The organism is Cyclobacteriaceae bacterium, assembly GCA_030584025.1.
Classification (GTDB): Bacteria; Bacteroidota; Bacteroidia; order Cytophagales; family Cyclobacteriaceae; genus UBA2336.
On the sequence record CP129487.1, the window covers coordinates 1,559,564 to 1,578,944 of the forward strand.

18 protein-coding genes are annotated in these 19,381 nt (G+C 42.8%); 6 read left to right on the forward strand and 12 right to left on the reverse strand.

What is annotated here, in order from left to right; translation table 11 throughout:
* Window positions 1–8: 8 nt before the first annotated feature.
* Together QY309_07330 and QY309_07335 are read right to left on the reverse strand one after the other, a co-directional pair.
* Entirely contained in the window at window positions 9–1,139 is a 1,131-nt protein-coding gene (locus QY309_07330) for a carbon-nitrogen hydrolase (GenBank protein ID WKZ61290.1), read from the reverse strand.
* Window positions 1,136–2,494 carry a flavin monoamine oxidase family protein gene (locus tag QY309_07335; protein WKZ61291.1) on the reverse strand — a complete coding sequence of 453 codons (1,359 nt, stop codon included), beginning with the start codon at window positions 2,492–2,494 and terminating at the stop codon, window positions 1,136–1,138. The genes QY309_07330 and QY309_07335 overlap by 4 nt, the downstream gene beginning before the upstream one ends.
* Before the next feature lie 149 nt (window positions 2,495–2,643).
* On the opposite strand from QY309_07335, the gene QY309_07340 reads away from it, so the two are divergent.
* From QY309_07340 to QY309_07350, 3 genes are read left to right on the forward strand one after another with little or no spacing between them, the layout of a single operon-like run.
* A complete protein-coding gene (locus QY309_07340; protein WKZ61292.1) occupies window positions 2,644–3,093 on the forward strand; it encodes a (2Fe-2S)-binding protein in 450 nt (149 codons plus the stop codon).
* 11 nt (window positions 3,094–3,104) lie between these two features.
* Window positions 3,105–5,234, forward strand: a complete 2,130-nt coding sequence (locus QY309_07345) for a molybdopterin-dependent oxidoreductase (protein ID WKZ61293.1) — start codon at window positions 3,105–3,107, stop codon at window positions 5,232–5,234.
* A gap of 11 nt (window positions 5,235–5,245) precedes the next feature.
* Complete coding sequence (locus tag QY309_07350) at window positions 5,246–5,770, forward strand: DinB family protein (protein WKZ61294.1); 525 nt, start codon at window positions 5,246–5,248, stop codon at window positions 5,768–5,770.
* A 190-nt stretch (window positions 5,771–5,960) separates the two neighbouring features.
* Here QY309_07350 and QY309_07355 read toward each other — a convergent pair whose 3' ends face one another.
* Together QY309_07355 and QY309_07360 are read right to left on the reverse strand one after the other, a co-directional pair.
* On the reverse strand, window positions 5,961–6,455 hold the full coding sequence (locus tag QY309_07355; GenBank protein ID WKZ61295.1) for a hypothetical protein: 495 nt from the start codon (window positions 6,453–6,455) through the stop codon (window positions 5,961–5,963).
* 20 nt (window positions 6,456–6,475) lie between these two features.
* Window positions 6,476–7,054: a diheme cytochrome c-553 gene (locus QY309_07360; protein WKZ61296.1), complete on the reverse strand. Its 579-nt coding sequence runs from the start codon at window positions 7,052–7,054 to the stop codon at window positions 6,476–6,478.
* A gap of 183 nt (window positions 7,055–7,237) precedes the next feature.
* Here QY309_07360 and QY309_07365 point away from each other — a divergent pair, with 183 nt between their 5' ends.
* Window positions 7,238–8,236 (forward strand): AraC family transcriptional regulator, encoded by a 999-nt coding sequence (locus QY309_07365; GenBank protein ID WKZ61297.1) that lies wholly within the window; start codon window positions 7,238–7,240, stop codon window positions 8,234–8,236.
* Here QY309_07365 and QY309_07370 read toward each other — a convergent pair whose 3' ends face one another.
* The 4 genes from QY309_07370 to QY309_07385 form a co-directional block, all read right to left on the reverse strand.
* Window positions 8,237–8,875 carry a CDP-alcohol phosphatidyltransferase family protein gene (locus tag QY309_07370; GenBank protein ID WKZ61298.1) on the reverse strand — a complete coding sequence of 213 codons (639 nt, stop codon included), beginning with the start codon at window positions 8,873–8,875 and terminating at the stop codon, window positions 8,237–8,239.
* 105 nt (window positions 8,876–8,980) lie between these two features.
* Window positions 8,981–9,553, reverse strand: a complete 573-nt coding sequence (locus QY309_07375; protein ID WKZ61299.1) for a hypothetical protein — start codon at window positions 9,551–9,553, stop codon at window positions 8,981–8,983.
* Between the two features lie 363 nt (window positions 9,554–9,916).
* A complete protein-coding gene (locus QY309_07380; GenBank protein ID WKZ61300.1) occupies window positions 9,917–10,165 on the reverse strand; it encodes a hypothetical protein in 249 nt (82 codons plus the stop codon).
* Between the two features lie 14 nt (window positions 10,166–10,179).
* Window positions 10,180–10,587 carry a hypothetical protein gene (locus QY309_07385; protein ID WKZ61301.1) on the reverse strand — a complete coding sequence of 136 codons (408 nt, stop codon included), beginning with the start codon at window positions 10,585–10,587 and terminating at the stop codon, window positions 10,180–10,182.
* A gap of 130 nt (window positions 10,588–10,717) precedes the next feature.
* On the opposite strand from QY309_07385, the gene QY309_07390 reads away from it, so the two are divergent.
* Window positions 10,718–11,701: a helix-turn-helix domain-containing protein gene (locus tag QY309_07390; GenBank protein WKZ61302.1), complete on the forward strand. Its 984-nt coding sequence runs from the start codon at window positions 10,718–10,720 to the stop codon at window positions 11,699–11,701.
* 8 nt (window positions 11,702–11,709) lie between these two features.
* Here QY309_07390 and QY309_07395 read toward each other — a convergent pair whose 3' ends face one another.
* From QY309_07395 to QY309_07410, 4 genes are all read right to left on the reverse strand, one after another.
* Window positions 11,710–14,895, reverse strand: a complete 3,186-nt coding sequence (locus QY309_07395; GenBank protein WKZ61303.1) for an AsmA-like C-terminal region-containing protein — start codon at window positions 14,893–14,895, stop codon at window positions 11,710–11,712.
* Between the two features lie 85 nt (window positions 14,896–14,980).
* On the reverse strand, window positions 14,981–16,027 hold the full coding sequence (locus tag QY309_07400) for a DUF4407 domain-containing protein (GenBank protein WKZ61304.1): 1,047 nt from the start codon (window positions 16,025–16,027) through the stop codon (window positions 14,981–14,983).
* 134 nt (window positions 16,028–16,161) lie between these two features.
* Window positions 16,162–16,731, reverse strand: a complete 570-nt coding sequence (locus QY309_07405) for a serine hydrolase domain-containing protein (protein WKZ61305.1) — start codon at window positions 16,729–16,731, stop codon at window positions 16,162–16,164.
* Window positions 16,732–16,864: 133 nt separating this feature from the next.
* Complete coding sequence (locus tag QY309_07410; protein ID WKZ61306.1) at window positions 16,865–18,661, reverse strand: tetratricopeptide repeat protein; 1,797 nt, start codon at window positions 18,659–18,661, stop codon at window positions 16,865–16,867.
* Window positions 18,662–18,794: 133 nt separating this feature from the next.
* Here QY309_07410 and QY309_07415 point away from each other — a divergent pair, with 133 nt between their 5' ends.
* Window positions 18,795–19,367: an ECF-type sigma factor gene (locus QY309_07415; protein WKZ61307.1), complete on the forward strand. Its 573-nt coding sequence runs from the start codon at window positions 18,795–18,797 to the stop codon at window positions 19,365–19,367.
* Window positions 19,368–19,381 lie beyond the last annotated feature (14 nt).

A 19,381-nucleotide genomic window follows, 5' to 3' on the forward strand; every position in this document is an offset into this window, starting at 1 on the left:
ATGCCGAATTAAAAGCAAATATTATATATACCGCCTCGATCTGATGTAGAAGTATTCAATAATTCACCATTTACACTAAAGAAGGGTTGACCATCGCTGCCCAAATCCCAAAGTTTTCCGCGCAAGAAAACGTTAACTCCTACTTTAGCCTGAGTTGATTGTATTCGACCGGGCAGCGCATATTTTTTCCAGGCATCAACTTCTTTAATGGTGCCGATGTCGTTTTTGTTCACATCATCGGGCATTGCGCTGCCGTCATATCCCTTCCATGATGCAGCCATGGCGTTATCCCCAGCTGCATAGGAATTCACCAGTATTACTTCAGCCGCTGACCTGTTGATTTCTTCATAAGCTTCCGGATACCAGGAATCAGCACAAACCAGAACAGAGGTTTTGCCAATGCTTAAATCGTACGTTGGTAATTCAGTAATCGGACAAGCTTGCACAAAGGGTAACTCGCTTGTAATGGGAAAGGATTTTTTAATAAGTTTTTTGTCGATTGAGCCATCCGGATAAAAGATGAAACTTGCATTATAGAGAGGTCCACTTATGTTAATATTAATTTCATTATCCCTTACACTGGGATCAGGTAAAACGATTGAGCCCGCATTGATGGTAACCTGATAGGTGGAAGCTAACTCCGTGAAGACTTCGCTGTATATTCTTGCCATCTCTTTGGCTTTCATCCGAAAAAGCGAAGCAGCAAAGACATCTTGCTCATTATTATTATCAAAATAGGAACGAATGAATTTTGGGAGATTACTCAATACCATTAGCGTCATGGCTTTATTGAGATGTGCCGTTTCAGCTACACTCGTTTTCTCTCCACTGATCACGAGCCAAGTACCCACGTATTCCGGCAAAAGAACAACTGTATTTTCTTTGAAAAAACCTGATTGTTGGGCTTTACCAAAGTACAGCTTGATTTTTTCGTAGAAGTGCCCTTCACTCAGGTAATCTTCGGGAACCATGTATGGTTGAATACCAACAATATTTTTTGAGCAGACAGAATCGTTGGAGATGGATTCTACTACATCAATATAACCATTGGGTTCTTTCCATTCCGTAGTGCGCCCTACTGATGACCAGATCGTCCAAAGTCCAACAGCAATGAGAATGAATAAAAGAATTTTTTTCAAGGATTCAGACTTTTTAATACTTCCTGTGCGGCTCGTTCACCCGACCTAACTGCGCCCTCAATATAGCCATACCAAACATCGGATGTTTCCGTGCCTGCCCAAAAAATTGATCCATATGGTTTTGCTAACTCGTTTTCAAAATTTGTCCACGCCCCGGTAGGGTAAATCCCTGCATAACATCCTTTGCTCCAGGCTTCATCGGCCCAGCAATGGTCAGTATAGTAAATCGGCTGTGCAGCTTCTTTTCCGAAATAGCGTTCAAAATATTCAAGTGCAATTTTTTTCCGACTTTGTTTATCCTGCAAAAAAAAATCACGTGCCCGATTGGCTATACAAAAAGCCAGTAACACGCCATACGAACTATCAGCCGGTGAAGAATCAAAAAACGTTTGAAATGGAGCATGTTCATCAGCCACTACCTGTCCACTGAATCCATTTTTCCTCCAAAAGGGTTTCTCATACACACCAAAGACTTTTCCAACAATGCCCATTGAAAGTTTCTGTAGTAACTGTTGCTTTTTGAGTGGGAGCGAGGGACTGAATTCGATATCTTGAATCAACACAGGAGGAATGGCCACAATAACACACTTAGCCTTGTATTCAAAACCATCGCCTGAAACGGAAATCAAATCATCTGACTGGGTAATTCGTTTAACAGGATTATTTAATCGAATCGAAGTTTGAAATTTTTTAGCAAGTTTCTCAGCAAAAGGTTGCATGCCTCCTTTAATGCGATGTTGCTGCGCTCCGTCTTTAATACTTAGTAATACATTCAGGTTTGTTCCTGAACGGATGTAAAACAAGGCGTGCAAAAGCGATATTTCATTCAGTTCACAGGCATATACGGTTTCAAGCCCGGCCCGAACAACCTTGTAACAATTTCTGGTATAGCAATGCTTCCGAGCGAACGCTTCCAAGCTCATGCTATCCCAGGTTTTGGCTTGCGAAGTTGACCACGGATTACTCAACTCAATTTTTTTGGCCATCCGATCAAGCTTTTTTAACACCATGTCAATGTTGATCAGAGAAGGAATATCCATTTTTGGAATTAATCCGGTGTACGTTTTGATAACCCGATTCAGGTCCAGAATATTTTTTCCTTCATTGTAGGTTTCGTACCATTCAATGCCATGTTCACGGGCCAGGTCATACATGCGATCTTGCGTGGGCCCGATCCATTGGCCACCAATGTCAACGTATTTTCCATTTTCAAAATGGCGGGTGTGGGTTCTGCCACCTACGCGATCACGTGCTTCCAGGAGGAGAAATGATTTGTTTTCTTTATGAAGAATCCGACCGGCTGCCAGCCCGGAGAATCCTGCGCCAACTACAATGCAATCAAAAGTATGTGCCATAATGAATCTGCCATCAATATACACCTGTTGATATGATCTTTGCTTAAAACCCGTGAGATAAGTTTTATGTCGGTTTAATTGGTTCAAGTTGCAATTGCTCTGCGTTTTGGGTAATTTAAACTTGATCTGTAACACCAAAATTCTCCTTTATGAATATCACAGTAAATGGAAAAAATTATTCGCTTGATGTGAGTGGCAGTACCAGTTTGCTGGTGGCGCTACGGGAACATGTGGGCCTGACGGGAAGTAAATACGGCTGTGGGGAAGGAGTTTGTGGAGCGTGCACCGTGTTGATTGGCGGTGTTCCTGTGCGGTCGTGTATTACTCCGGTAGGCAGTGCACAGAACAAGGAAATCATTACGGTTGAAGGCCTGGAGCAAAACGGAAAACTTCATCGTGTACAGGAAGCACTACTTGAAGCAGATCCATTTCAATGTGCGTATTGTGCATCGGGTATGGTAATGTCGGCTGTAGCGTTGCTGGAACGGAATCCGTCTCCATCAAAAGAGGAGATTAAAGATGCGATGCAAGGCAATATTTGCCGGTGTTGCACCTATCCCGATATTGTCGATGCCATTGCAAAAGTCGCTAACGCTTAAAAATCGAAGTCATGGAGAAATCAGAAAATACATTATATCCTGAGCAATACGAATTGTACGAAGGCATTCAAAAACCAGTAACCCGAAGAAATTTTTTCCGGCTCGTTGGCGGTGGAGTAGGTGTGGCGTTAACGGTCTCAGATGTTCTTGCCTCAACGCTGATAACGGATTTTGAAAGGCGGGAAAGTGAAATCTTGGATGATAATACCATTGCTGCCTGGATACATATCAATGAAGCAGGAAGAATTGTTGTGTACACCGGCAAAGTAGAAGTAGGACAAAATATCCGAACATCGCTTACGCAAATTGTGGCAGAAGAATTACGTGTTTCAGTTAAAGATATTGACATGATCATGGGTGACACCAGTCTTGTGCCCTACGATCGTGGAACATTTGGCAGCCTCACCACTCCAAATATGTCACCTATTCTGCGCAAAGCAGCAGCTTCTTTGCGGGAAGTTCTTGTGGAGATGGCAGCAACTGAATGGAAAATTTCGGCAACTACGCTAAGAGCTGATAATGGAAAGGTGCTTAACCCATCATCTAAAAAATCTGTTGACTATCAGCAATTGGCGCAAGGGAAGAAAATCCTAAAACCATTAAATGACAAGGCTGCATTAACGCCACCCGACAAATGGAAAGTGGCGGGTACATCTGTTCAAAAAATAAATGGTCGTGATTTTATAACCGGTAAGCACCAATACACATCGGATATCGTATTGCCAGGAATGTTATACGGAAAAATTCTGAGGGCTCCGGCTTATGGCTCAACACTTGTATCAGCAGATACACAACGGGCTAAAGGCATATCAGGTGTTACGGTCGTACAGGAGAGTGATTTTATTGGTGTTGTCGCCAACGATTCACAAACTGCCGAAAGCGCACTGTGGGAAATCAAGGCCGACTGGAAGCATACGGCACAACCTTCTCGTGAAAATATTTTTAGTTATTTGAAGGAGAAGGCTGGTAATGCGCGTACGGAGAGTAACAAAGGCGATGTAAACAAGATATTCTCATCCTCAAAGGAAGTGTTGTCACAAACGTATCTCATCAACTATATCGCCCATGCGCCACTTGAGCCCCGTGCTGCTGTAGCCCAATGGGAGGGTGACAAGCTTACGGTGTGGATTGGTACACAACGGCCTTTTGGCGTGCAGGAGGAACTTGAGCGACACTTCCGGATTAGCAAGGACAACATTCGGGTGATTATGCCAGATACAGGTTCAGGTTATGGAGGCAAGCACACCGGAGAAACGGCCATTGAAGCCGCTCGCTTGGCAAAAGCTGTTGGACAGCCTGTTAAAGTGGTGTGGACGCGTGAAGAAGAATTTAAGTGGGCCTACTTCCGGCCAGCCGGGGTTATCGAAGTAAAGAGTATGGTTGCTGCAACCGGAAATGTAACTGCCTGGGAGTTTCATAATTATAATTCAGGTGCTGCAGGAATTCAAACGCCATACGATATTGATAATCAGAAAATACAATTCCATCCGGTTGACTCTCCGTTGCGACAAGGTTCTTATCGTGCATTGGCGGCAACGGCCAACGTGTTTGCCCGTGAGTGCCAGATGAATGACATGGCCGTATCGCTCAACATTGACCCGGTTGCCTTTCGCGTTAAGCACCTGAAAGATGACCGGTTGATAAAAGTATTAGAAACCACAGCAAATGCCTTTGGCTGGACAAAGCCAAAACAAAAGGGAAGAGGTTATGGCATTGCCTGTGGGTTTGAAAAGGGTGGGTATACCGCGCTTGCTGCGGAAGTAGAAGTATCACCAGGTGGTGAAGTACGGGTGCTTCGAATTGTTTCTGCATTTGAATGTGGTAAAATTATCAACCCACGTCATCTAAGAAGTCAGGTTATCGGTTGTATTCTTCAGGGATTGGGCGGAGCATTGTTAGAAGCAGTGGATTTTAAAGATGGAAAAATCGCCAACCCCTCATTTGCGAATTACCGTGTACCACGATTCAGCGATATACCACCCATTGAGATTGTATTAATCGACAGGCCAGATATCCGATCAACCGGAGCGGGTGAAGCACCAATTGTGGGTATTGCTCCCGCTATCCGCAATGCGATTTATGATGCCAGTGGGAAGAAGTTGAATAACCTGCCGTTGCTGGCAAACCGGGGTCGGATTTAATTTGAGGTAATATGGCTTTCGAACTACAAAAGACGCTGCGTTTGTTGGAAAGAACACCACAGGTTCTTGACAGTCTGTTGCGCGATTTACCAAGCGATTGGGTTTTGACAAACGAAGGTGCTGATACGTGGAATGCTTTTGACATAGTGGGTCACCTTATTCATGGGGAGAAAACAGATTGGATTCCTCGGTTGGAGAAAATACTTTCCGATCATGAGGACAAAACTTTTGAGCCATTCGACCGGTTTGCGCAGTTTGTAGCCAGTAAAGGAAAACGTTTGGAAGAATTGTTGAATGAGTTCTCAGCATTGCGAAAGCACAACCTGGAAATTGTCAGAGCAAAAAATATTACGCAAAGTGATTTTGCAAAGACAGGGATTCATCCTGTGTTTGGAGCCGTTACACTAAGCCAATTACTGGCTACCTGGGTGGTTCACGATCTTAACCACTTGTCGCAGATTTCGCGTGTTATGGCAAAGCATTATAAATATGAGGTGGGTCCGTGGATTGAATTTCTTGGAATATTGAAGACTTGAAAACACGAACCCCGGATTACTTCTGAGACAAGGCCAGCTTCATCCGGGGTTTCGTTAGAAATGATTTCTTTACTTTTTACCAAATACTTCCTTTGGCAATTGTATCAGCCAACTTACCATCATGGCTATTGTTAGTATGATCAGGCTTCCGAAGAACAAAACGAAAAACATCATAACAGGTTTCATTTTATTAAATTAATCTTGCAAACTGACTTAACTTCCACTCACCGTTAATCACCAGGGCGTTTTCAACAATCACTTTGTGCTCCCGACCTTTTGCGGTGAATACAATGGTAAGTGTGGATACACCAAACTTACTTTTGGGTGCAGGGCCATGTTCAATACGTAAGTATTCTACATCATTCCAATCAATACCGATTGCTTTCCCTTCTTCAATGATTCGGGTGAAAGATTCATGAAGATCAGGAATGATTTTCTTGGCGTAGGTTAGTGCGAAATCATTCTTCGCCTCAAACAGGGTGTTGCCATACGCTGCAGCGTGCGCATCCATCACCGTATAAAAATCTGCCAGGGTTGGTTGCAGTGCGGCATACGATGAAAAGGCTTGACGTTGAAGCGCCTCAATCGTATTCTCTCCGATTGGGTTAACCGTTAAAGGTTCCGGCTGTGGTGTAAATGAGGTTAAGGTGATAGTCATGGCGGATAGAAGAAATAAGTTTTTCATGATGTTAAATTTTAGTTCGGTTACATATCAGCTCGTGATACCGGAGCTGGTACCAGGTTGCGTACGGGTTTAAGGGATTGCAGGTAAGCGAAAATGGCTTTCAGTTCATCATCGTTGAAGTGTTGATACATCTGCCAAGGCATAGGCGGCAGCAAATCACGACTTCCTTCAAGGCCTTTATACTTTCCTTTTCGGATGGCGAGTTTGAATTGATCAAAGCTCCAACTTCCCGTTCCGGTATCATCGGGTGTAAGGTTGGCTGCGTAGGAGATGCCCCAAGGGCCCACAAATCCCGTTAACCCCATATTAAATAGTATCCAGTTTTCATTTTCATTAGGAATAGGAGGTAATGGTTCGCCTTGCGGATGGCCGGAAAGCAAACGTTCCGGGTCGGGTTCAGGCCCCAGCGGGGTCATGATTTTGGGTGAATGACAGTCGTGACAGGCGCCAACGGTAACTAAATGTTGCCCACGCTTAATCATTTCTTCGTCCTTCAACCAGTTGGTATCGACTTCTTTTTTATCGGGTGTTCTGAACATACAGGCAGCCATCAGACCAGCCAGTACCACCGTAAAAAGAAATTTTGCTGTTGGTTTCATAGTTGGTTAAAATTGTTTTTGTGGAGTTACACGAAACCAATGGGTTTGGCAGACTACGCTAAAACACTTCTCTGATACGCTAAATCAACTTCTGTTGACCCTTGCGCTGTCTTTAGAATGATTCTATGAAACTTTGTTGAACGCTTTTCGTGAAAGGAGCTTGTTGACATCTGTCACCCTCTTATGCAACTCCATAATTTTATTACGGTTGATAATCCCAATATTCCGGTGCTCTCGCATACCAAGCCCGCTCATATTGAGTACGGCAAGTTTATTGAGAACACGGTGAACGAAAATGACTGGCCCGAGGGTCTGGCAACACTTCGTGTGCGTGATATGTATTTGCCTAATTTTTCATTGAGGGAAATTGATGCGCAGTTTCTGGAGAACACAGTGTTTTACAATACACATGCACATGGATCAGAACTGTTGGGGAGTTGTATTTTTTTTAAAGCACGATTGAAATCCGTGTTACCGGGTGAGGATAATGGAGTAGATATTTACAACCGCACCCATAACTTCAAGTACGATCCGGATAATGATTTCCTACACCTGGCACCGGCCAATACACCTTTGCACTTTGTTCATTTCTCCTATACTTCGGAATACCTGAATCAGTTTTTGCCTGAGAATGAAGTATGGGCAGAACAGTTACGTGAGCGGATTTTGACCCGGCAACGTTTAATGGGCGGTCATTCACTACCCCTGAGTGTTGTACAGGAGAATGCCCTTCAGAATATTTTCAACTGCCCGCTTGAAGGACGACTGGGGGAGATGATGATGGAGACTTCCATCATTCAATTGTTGCTGTTGCAACTTCATGGCCTGTTTGGGAAAGAAGCAAATATCCTGACTTCGAAGTTTGGCAAACGCGATCTCGAAGTGGCACAGGAACTTAAGATTCACCTCTCCGAAACTTTTTTACACGATCATACGCTAAGTGATTTGAGCCGGCAGTTTGGTGTGAACACCAATAAATTAATGACCTTGTTCAAAAGCCTGTTTGATAAAAGCATTTTCGAATATTTGAATGACTTGCGGATGGAGTTTGCCCGTAATCAAATCCGCGAAAGCGATAAACGGATAATTGACATAGCCCGGATGATCGGATACAAAAACCCCAATCATTTTTCTGCGGCCTTCAAAAAGCATTTTGGTATTTCACCAACTGCATTGAGGTAATTATTCCTGTTCGGGTTGTTGTTCACTATCTTTTATTTTTAACGCCCAGTAAATACCCAGCACATCCGATTTCCATTTCGGTAAAATCGTTACCATCACAATCTCTTCCAGCAACTCCAGCGCGGTTACTGCCAAAGCGGTATAGAAAAGCCAATATACGGGCGCATCAAAAAAAAACAGGCTGCAGAGAAATATGCCTTGCAACATGGCTGCTGTTTTTGCACCCACACTATGAAAGCTGGTCGTCTTTTGATATTTAAAGAGTGCGTACAGGGTTTGAATAAGAAAAATTCCCAGCACAATTACAATCGGCATCCATTCCGCTTTCAAAAATTCCCACCGGAATACGAACATGCCCAGCAAGCCGGCCAACACGGTTAAATCATCACCGATAGAATCTAACCTGGAACCCAGAATGCTGTTGGCTTTTAACTTTCGTGCAAGAAATCCGTCTAAGGCATCGGTAAGAAAGCTGATCAGTAGTAACCACTTAAAAATGTCAATGCGGTGCAGTATCAATACCAAAATGAAAAACGGAAATACAGCTACCCTGAAAAATGTGATGGCATTTACCAACCTTACCGGTCGCCTGGCTTTCACCAGCAGGTAGTATACCGACTTAAAAAATCCGGATTTCATTTTCCCAAATTAATCGGAATTAATGGAATTCGTATGTCTTCAATAGGGCATAAAAAAAGCCGCCCCAAGGCAGCTTTTACAACCAAAATTAACCTAACCTTATCTTTAATACACAACCGAAGTTACTTTTCCATTGCTGCTTACAATTTCAAAACGAATGGAAGATGATTTCACTTCTTTTAAATTGTAAATCAATGCAAACTTACCGGTAACTTTTTCCAGCTTGCTATACACCACATTCTCTTGGGCATCGTAAATGTTGATCTGGATGTTTTCCGTTCCATTGTTAGTAGCGCTTAAAACATATTTTCCTTCTTCACTTGCCAACCTGGCCACATGGATGGTGCTTTCTACTGTATTTTTTCTGTAGCTGATTTTTTCAACCTGCTTGCCGTTCTTATCTTCTAAAACGATGGTATATTCTCCAGCTTCCATTCCGCTGAAGTTGTACGGACGGATAAACGCGGATACCTGTGTAATCACTTCTGTGAATACAACCTGTTCGCGATTGTTTAAGATCGTCATTTTTACTTTGCCGGTGCTTTCACCCTGATAAACAACCTTGTAAATGCCGGTGCTTTCATTGGCTACAATGGCCATGGTTGCCGGGGTAGAAGAGAAGGCAAACGTTGTAGTGGTTAAACTGATAATGGCAAGAATGCTGAATACAAATTTCATGGAGTTTTCTGATTTAAATGTGGTACAAAAGTGCCACTCAGAATTATCCAACAGATGTTAAAAAGCGCGTATGAAATGCACTTGTAATAAAGAATGCAGGCGTTTCTAACGGTATATTAAATGCTCGTTTGCGTTGTTTGGCAGAGCAAATTTGTGCCCTTGCCCATGGGGCGAAATTTATTTTGAAGGATTTCAGTAATCGGAATATTATTCTGTAAAAAGAACTATTTTATTTGATTGGGTGATCAAAAATTCTGTCAAAAAGGTAATTTTTTAATTTTTAGTCTGATTTCCTCACGTAAGAAATTCATGTGAAAAAGCAGAATTGCAGCGATTTTCAACACGGGTTCAAATTCTGCTGATTTATTGGGTCTTTTGACTAGCCTCAGGCGCAACCGTTTCATCCAAAACCGATACGCTGATATCCATCCGGCTTAGTAGTCTGATGACTTCATCCGAGTTAATAACTGTACGTGATTTTATACGCAAAATCCTGTCGCAATCCTCCAGATCAAAATTGGCATTATAGCCTACAAAAGTTTGCTGTATCAATTGAACAAGCTGTTCGGCCTGAGCCCGTTTGTTCACATTGGTCTTGAATACTTCAATCATGCTGTAACAAAGTTTTAGAACGGTTCGATTCTCACCATACAGATTACATCAGCACCCTGGTACCACTCTACGCAGGGAAAGGTGGTATCCGGCCTGGCATTGCCAAGCTTCTGAAATGTTTTGCCAATACGGGTGACATCGCTTTTCCAATTCTTAACTGTTTCCATAATATATGCTCCCCTTTTTATGGTAAAGACCTCACAACCCGCGTGTCGGGCTTCACCCGGGTAATCTTCCTGCACGGCCGCTTTATAAATCATTCCTCCCGAATCCGCTTGAAACGCAATACCAAAAAACGTTCGTCCTTTTTCCGTAGGCAGTTTTTCGATTAGTCGTCCAAAAGCCTTATTAATTTCATGGGGAAATGACTCAGCTGTAACGCAAAAGGTTGGAATGTCGTGATCAAGATGAAGGATTTTCATGCAAACCGGATTTGGAGTCAAACTTACTTCTCTAACTAATCTCAATGCTGGTGTAATTCCGCCATTATATGGGGTTGATTGCGACAATTGACTTTCATAGTTTTGATTAACCAAACCCCGTTTAGTAAGAATGAAACATATCAGTATTCTTGTACCGCGCGGTGCTGTTGCGCTTGGGTGTATTGAAGGCCCATTTATTCTATTCAATAAAGCGAATGAATTCTTAGCTTCTATGGGCAAAGCGCCACTGTTCCAGGTTCAGCTGGTTGGCCTGTCGGAAGAATCCCAGGAATATCACCGGATTTTCTCGGTTAAACCGGATTGCACTGTTGACGAAGTGAAACGTACTGACCTCATCATCATACCGGCCGTAAATGGCGACATGAAAGAAGTCATCCATCAGAATAAAGATTTCTTCCCGTGGATCAGGAATCAACATGCGCAGGGAGCAGAAGTGGCCAGTTTGTGTGTGGGTGCATTTTTGTTGGCAGGCACGGGTTTGCTTCATGGAAAAAAGTGTTCTACGCACTGGATGGCCGTGAACACGTTTAAGGAAATGTTTCCGGATGTTGAGTTGGTATCAGAAAAGGTCATTACCGATGAGGATGGTATTTATTCCAGTGGTGGCGCCAATTCATTCTGGAACCTGCTGCTGTATTTACTTGAGAAGTATACAGATCGCGAAATGGCAATTCTGTTCTCTAAATACTATGCCATTGAAATCGACCGCTTTAGTCAATCACCTTTTATCATGTTTCAGGGGCAAAAGGATCATGCCGATGATGTTATAAAGAAGGCGCAGAATTTTATTGAGCATAATTTTCAGGAACGAATTACCGTGGAGCAACTGGCTTCTATGCTGGCCCTAGGCCGCAGAAACCTGGAGCGCAGATTTAAAAAGGCAACGTCCAACTCAGTTGTTGAGTATATGCAGCGGGTAAAAATTGAAGCTGCCAAGAAAAGCCTCGAGACCTCATCCGAAAATGTGAATGAAGTAATGTACCGGGTAGGGTATACCGATAGCAAAGCTTTTCGGAATACCTTTAAGCGTTACACGGGGCTTTCACCTATACAATATAGAAGTAAATACAATCGGGCGCTGGCTACTGCTTAGGTTCTTGATCAATCCGATTTATCCTTCCCCAACGAAATCTTATAGTTATCAGGTGTGCCCGTAAGCTTCAGGTTAACAAAGCGAATGCGTTTTGATTCATCGCGGTATTGAATTTCGTCTTCCTGGTTGCTGGTGTCTTCTTTCTTGCCAAACAATTTGGCCATGCCTACCTGGGTAACGAGCTTCAATGGAATCCGCATGTAATATTCCATGTTCATGCTCATATCCTGCTTGCCCGAAATTTCAATGAACCCAAGCGAAGAGTTTATGGTCATTTTTGGAATACTTAACGTTCCGTTATTCAGTTCAAACTGGTTGCGAAGCGTATCGAACAAAACCTTTGATAGATTCTTGTCCTTAAAATAATCTGAAAGTGCCTCCAATGCGCTGTACCGTTCAAGTCTTCCTTGTCTTACTTCAACAGCCAACTGAATTTCTGAATCATCAATGATGGGCACCATGTCGGCATGTAGGTGAACTTTGCCCGTAATTTTCCCGGTAAGCTTCCCGTGAAGGTTTTCAGAAACCAAATGATCCTGACCAAAGTTCTCGAACTTAAAGAGTAGTTGGTCCAGGTCAACGTTTTCAACGGTCATTTTTGGACTAAAGTAAATCTTGTTCCGGTCTGAGCCATTCATGTAGCCGCTTAAATGAATGTTTCCCCCAGCAGCTTTCAACGACATGCTATCAATATAGATGAAGTGATCTTTCTGTGTTCGGGCTTTAACAAAGAAATCGTCAATCAGGTAGCGGTGGTAATTCAGGCGCTTGATGTCGAAGTCAAATGTCATATCCGTGAAAGGAAGATCATAAATATTAAAGACATCTTCATGATCTTGAGGCGTAAGAGTTGTATTGGGAGGCGGGGGGTTGTAGGCAAACAACTCATCAAAATCCAGATGGGTTGCTTTTAATGAAAAATGGTTGTCGCGCTTTTTAATGGTATTGTCTGTGCCTGAGTAATAATGGAGGTCAGCCGTGAATTCACTTTTTCCCAATTTGCCACTGAAGTTTTTAACCAACAAGTGTTGTTCCTCATAATGTATGCGCCCTTTAAACTTCTCAAAACGCATAGGGTGTACTTTCATTTGGGCTTCCAGCTTGTCGATGTAAACATCCGATGATTTCAATCCTTTGTTGAAATGCAAATCAGCAAAGCCATGAATTTTAAGCTGCTTAAATTCTTCATGACGATAATCCTCAGGCACGTAATTTTCTCCTTCATAGGAAAACAGGTCTTCAAGTTGCAGTAAATCTGAGGTGAGGTTAAATTCAATTTTGGTGTCGCCTAAGGGTTGATTTAAAAACCACAGGTCGTAATTATTGAGCTTACCATTAAAATGAAAATCACTCTTATCGATCATGCCGGTGAAGTCTATGATCCTGAAATTACTGGAGTCAATGAATACATCGGCATGAAAGTCGTGCAGGGTGTGTGGATAGTGTGTGAGTTTGGCATATAGATCCTCAATAAAGAATTCACCCACCGGCAGGTTAGGCGATTCGGTAAATGCCCGTGCAGAACTGTTGAATTTGAATTTCATACTCATGTCGCGGATTTGCTCATTAACCGGCTTGCGCCTAAGCGTATCGCCCGAGGTGAGTTGCTGAATGTCGAGCAAATTCGATTTTACGAGCAAAGTTGCCGTTACCGGGTCGGCTGTGTGATGCAGAATGGCCGGTAAATCACTGATGCTTGCACTGATTTGAACGTCTGAGTCACCCACTTTCAGGTTAAAGTGATCAATGATGGCTTTGTGTCCATCCATGTTGGCTTTAATATCCAGGTCGTGTATGGGTAAGTGAAACGAAGGTGTGGTGAAACTCAGGTTTTTAACATCCAATTCAGTAAAGTAGGATTCATTCAGTCGTTCAATGCTTCGTTCCGGCCTGGATAAATCAACGATGTCATGAAAGTTCATGGTGAGTGCAACTTCACCCTTCAAATCCTGTAAATCGGTTATGTTCAGGAATTGCGCCAGAAAATCCAGTTGAAATTCAGAACGAATTTGCATGTCAATTTCCGGAGAGTTGAAATTCTTTACTTTCAGATTACCGCTGAACGTTCCTGCCTCTGGTTTTGCTGAGAAATCCAGTAAATGAAATTCCATTGTCTGTACCGTTCCCGAATCACCGGTAGTGAAGTGTCCCTTAAAGAACAGGTCATCTAAACGCTTGCTTGAGATTTTATTGTTGAAGAAGGCATCTTCGCAACCGAAGTCAGCTGTTACGCGTGGGTTGTTGCCGTTGGCAGCTTTGCCTGTAATAGATGCGTTGAAGAAAATCTTTCCGGCATTTTCATAGCGCTGAAAAACCGGATCAAGTTCTTCCGGGGCAAACGCCAGAAATAAATCGAAGTTAGGTTTGTTGCCTTCAATCCGGATGTCGAGATTCATGTCATCATCCACATCCACGGAGCCATCTACCTTGAAGTATGCCCGTTCCAATCGCAGCTCCGAAGGCTGCACCGTAAGGATATGCTTGACTTCATCATAGTCCAGCTGCGTGTGTATTTCAAAATGCTTATGCTTAACAAATGTGGTATCTCCGCCTGAAATAATATTCAACAGAAATCGACTATCAAGCGTGATGAGCATGTGATCTTCAACATCTTTAAACCTGGATTTGGCATCGTTGATAAAAAACTCAAGCATCAGATCATTAGCCTCATTAATTTTTAACAGATCTATGTTTTGTAGTTGAATGCTCTTTAGATCCATGTGAAACTCTTCTCCCGGATCTTCAATTTCTTTTGTTTTACTCAAGGCATTTCCAATGTTAAAGGTTCCATCCAGGTGTTGAATCAGCTTTATGGTTCCATTGGAAAATTTTAGAGATTTTACTTCGAATGTACCCTTGAGCAGTGTCCAGATATCAAACCCGAGGTAAACATCTTCCACTTCAACAAGGGGTTGATCGTCTTTTTCTTTATCCTCATAAATACGAACATGATCCAGGTCAATGGAGATGTATGGGAAATTGGCAAAAGGGGAGATGTGACTGTCGTCAACCTCCAGGGTACCCGTAAAGTCTTCGTTCAGTGTAGCTACTAATTCCTGAACCACGGAATCTTGTTTCCAATAGAGCAAGGCGGTAAGAATGCCAAACAAAAGAGTAGGAACCAAAATGAATAAGGCAAGTAATTGCTTAAGTCTTTTGCCTTTTAGGTTTTTAACGGTTGGTTGCTCTGTCATCAGTGATTTGGAATTCTGTTTCCCTTCGCTGACAAAGATATTCAAATGGCTGAATTGGTTAGGGTGTATTTTGCCGAAAAAGGTACTAGCTTATCTCTGCATCCAACCGGGTGTTCACAAAGACTTGCTCGGTTTGGCCCAGTGTTGATGTTCGTTGTTTGGTTTCGGCTGTTGCAATGGCTACGGATTCTGTTTCCTTGCAAATAAACTGATGCTCTGTTATGCGCAGCAGATTATCGTACGGGCCACTTTTTGAGATGAGCTTTACCATGATGGGGGCCGTTTCCACAATAATAAATAAGAGAATGATAAATACATTGGCCCACCAGATGGCACTGCTTTGTGCTGTTAGCCGGCTTAGCGCTTCAAGCCTTGCAGCCGGGCCATCACGCTTGTTGCGTTCAAGATTCATCAAGCTGGCATTCATCAGCGAGTCTTGATAATTCAAATCGCTTTCGAGATTTTTGATTCGTGTGCTATTCCGGTTCGTAAGTTCCTGAAGTTCAACTTCAGCTTTGTCGGCATCTGCTTTTTTAAGTTTATAAATGGGACCGAGGTTTCTGCGTTTGCTTCCTCCGGTTCCGTCCGCTTCTTGTTGAGCTTCCTTGATCAGGGCATCGCGTTGCTGCTCTTTTTGAAAAATTTCTGTTTTAAGTTCATTGATTTGATGTTGAATGGACGAAAGGGTAGGGCTAAACCGATTTCTTGTTTCGTTTTCCTGCCGCAGGTAAACTTCCTGTTCCATAATTATCAACTCGGGCTCAATTTCTTTTTCAAAGATTTTTAATTCCAACGGCTTGGCTATGATTAGTGAAATAGCAATGGCCAGCACGAAACGGGGAGTTGCCATAATCCATTCGCGTTTCGAATTGTTTTCCTTGCGCAAGCTGGAAACGATGTACCGATCAAGGTTAAAAATCATCAGCCCCCAGATAAGTCCAAGCAAGCCGGCAATCCAGTAACTGTTAAACACGGTAAACAAGGCATAGCCCGCAGCCAGTGAAGCAAAAACGCCTGTAAAAAATATGGTGGCTCCAATGCCAACGTACTTGCTTGTTTCGGTAGGGCATTCGTCCAGTAGTTTTCTATCAACTCCGGAGGCAAAAAGAAAGAAAGAAGTGATACGCTGCATGCTTGAAGTAACGCTTGGGTTTTGGTCAACGTATACGACAAGCCCAATAAATATGCCATTAATAAAATAAGAGAATGCTCACAGGTTCATGCCGTGATGGCGATCAACTTGTACGCGTGTGAACAGGAAAGTGTTCATTTTTTAACAAGCTGCTCGGTAACGGTTAATGCAATCCGGTATAAACCAAGTTTTAAGTTTTTAAAATCGCTGCTATTCGTTTGAAGGGCTATGCACACGCGGTGTTCCGGGAAATAGATGAGCTCAGTAAGGAACCCCGGAAAAAATCCGCTGTGGCCATATGCCGTGCCCATAGGGGTTTGCCTGATGATAACACCCAGCCCGTATTTTGAATTCGGTCCGAGTTTAGCAGGTACACCATCCAACATCAACGACATAGAGGGTGCACTAAGTACCTGACCGCTATACAATAATTTCCCCCAACGCACCAGGTCTTCGGTGGTTGAGTAAATACCACCACCCATAAAGGCAAGGGTTTTAGTTGCCCCAAGGCTATTGCTTAATGCTGTGGTTAGTTTGTTTTGTACCGCGCCAAGTTCAGCGGAAACAATTTCTTGCTCGGCTTTTTTATTAATCAGGTATTGCTGATAGGTAAGGCTTTGTGTAAGTAATAATGCCGCAATGAATACACCAATGGCTGCCAGCAAAGGCTTTTCCAGCGGATTAAAGAGAATTTTTTTTTCCATTGGCCAGCTTAAATAGTAGCAGAATTATTGCCTTCATAAGATAGCACAATGAAGCGAGATAATCCTAATTCAAAGTACGTGCGGTGGCGGAATGTTTGTGGCTTGAAGAGTCCCGACCATCAGGATGGGTTTGCTAGTTGCAGTTCTTCATAATGGCTTCCTTGGCTGGTTCATATTGCATGTCTTTGGCCGTGGACAGATCCAGGCAGCCATCCAGTTTGCGCGAGGTATGGATTTTGATCATGCCCCGTTTGTAAAATACACTGGCATCATTTGGATAAACCCGAATGGATTCGTTGTAATCGGCAATGGCTCCCTCGTAATCTTCAATCATCTCTTTTGCTGCAGCCCGGTTATCGTAATAAACAGCCTCGTTATTTTTAAGCTCTATAGCTTTCGTAAAATCCTTGATGGCACCTTTGTAATTTTCCTCGTGATACTTACACAACCCAATAAGATTATGAATGTCGCTGTTATCGGCTTCTAATTTCAGGTAACTGGCAAATTGTTCTGTTGCCAACGCATATTCATGCAATTTGTACAAAGCCCTTCCATGGTTTTCGATGTACTGTGTGTTTTCAGGATTAAGTTTTACAGCAATGGCAAAGCTGTTGCGGGCGCTATCGTATTGCTCTAACCTGAATTCTGAAACGCCCTTATAATTGTACAATTCACCGCTTCGCAAATTGAGGGACAATGCTTTGTTGTATTCCAGCAGGGCATCCTCAAGCCGGTTTAACTGTGCCAGCGAAACACCTCGCTTGTAGTGCGCTTCTGCATCTTCCGGGTCAAGGGTCAGCGCTTTATCAAAATCAGCGATCGCCTGTTCGTATTGGCTCATGTTCATGTTTGCTGTTCCTTTGTTTTTGTACGTTACTATACCTGGGCTAAGACTCAACGATTTGTCGTAGTCTTTAATGGCTCCAGTATTGTCGCCCAGGTAGTATTTAGCCAGTCCGCGATTATTATATGCGTTTGAATGATTGGGATCAATTTCAAGGGCTTTGGAAAAATCGGCAATGGCATCGTAGTATTCCTTTTGCTGTAGCCTTGTAAAACCACGCGAGTTATGCGCGCGAAAATTACCGGCATCTTCAGTGATTATTTTGGTATAGTAATGCACAGCACTGTCATACTGCTTTGTTTTAAAAAACCCATCGGCTATATCGAATAAGGAGTTTTGTTGATTTGTTTTGTTGGCTTTCATTTCCAACACATGCTTTGGAACCTCAAAGAGAGTGTCTGGTAGTGGTAAATTGATTTCTATGTTTGAAAACCGGGCTTCGTAAGGCTGATCATCTCCTGAATCCTTAATGTACAATGGAAAAACAAATTCCTGCTGAATTTTGTAATGACTGAAAATGCGTTCGCCCTTTTCGTCTATAATTTTATAGAGTAGGTTGTCTCTGGTGCCGATGTAATAACGGGATTTTACGCGTGGTTTTGTTTTAGTGAGTTCCAGTTCATAAGCTTCAATAGAATCTAGCCTTACTTTCCCCAGCAACTTCAACCGGTAGCCGAGTTCCTGGTACTGTAGAAGCGTTTTGTTGGCATAGTCAAAATTGTTGTCCTCGCCATTTTTATTACTTTCATCCTCGTCAACTGGTGTAACGCTATGTTTGTCCTCCAGGGCATTGTATTCCCATTTTATGGAGTCATTTGTCATTAGTATAAAGGTCAGGTTTTGAAACTGCATCTCCATGCGAAAGGTATTGGGAAGCCTGAAATACACGACCACCGGAAATGAAAGTTTTTCCATGCTCATGGTACCCTGCAACTTGGTTGATTGATAGATGCTGTCGTTTAGTGTTTGCTTAAGCGCAAGGCGATAATTATCTACAATTGACTTTTCTGTTTGTGAAAAACTGATTTCTGCGGAAAGAAAAATGACAAGGACAAAAGCAATAGAATAATTAATGGGGGAAGTCATAAAACTGGAGTAAATCTAATGGCCTAAAAATACGATATGAATGTTAGATTCACCAAAATTTCGTTTTACCAAATCAAAATCACATGATTTTTAGCGCATGATTTTGTATACTTGAAGGAACGTTGCCAACAACATGCAAAGTACTACTGTATCTGATGAACTCACACAATACTTAATCCGAATTGGAGAAGGTGATGCGGAGGCTTCACGGTTAGCGTTTCCTTATATTTATACAGAGTTGCAACGGGTTGCGAGAAGCGTCCGTTTTCAGTTTCATGGTGTTGATACATTAAACACCACAGCCATTATTCATGAGGCTTACCTGAAATTATCGAACACTGATAATCGCTGGCAAAGCAGTTCTCATTTTTATTGTGTGGCAGCCAAAGCCATGCGCCAGGTATTACTGAATGCCGCACGAGCTAAAAATTCAGACAAGCGTGGCGGAGAGGTGCAACATACTTCATTGGATGGACTTCATGATCTCATCACACTCTCTCCCGAAACAAGTGAGAAGTTAATCGACTTTGAAGATCTCCTTCAGCAACTCGAACAACAGGATATACTATATGGCCGGATAGTGGAATGCCGCTTTTTTGCCGGTATGAGTATTGATGATACTGCCGAAGCGTTGCAGGTTTCTCCGGCAACCATAAAACGCAAATGGCAACTCGCCAGAAACTGGCTTTACATTCACCTTTCCTGATTCAACCATATTTT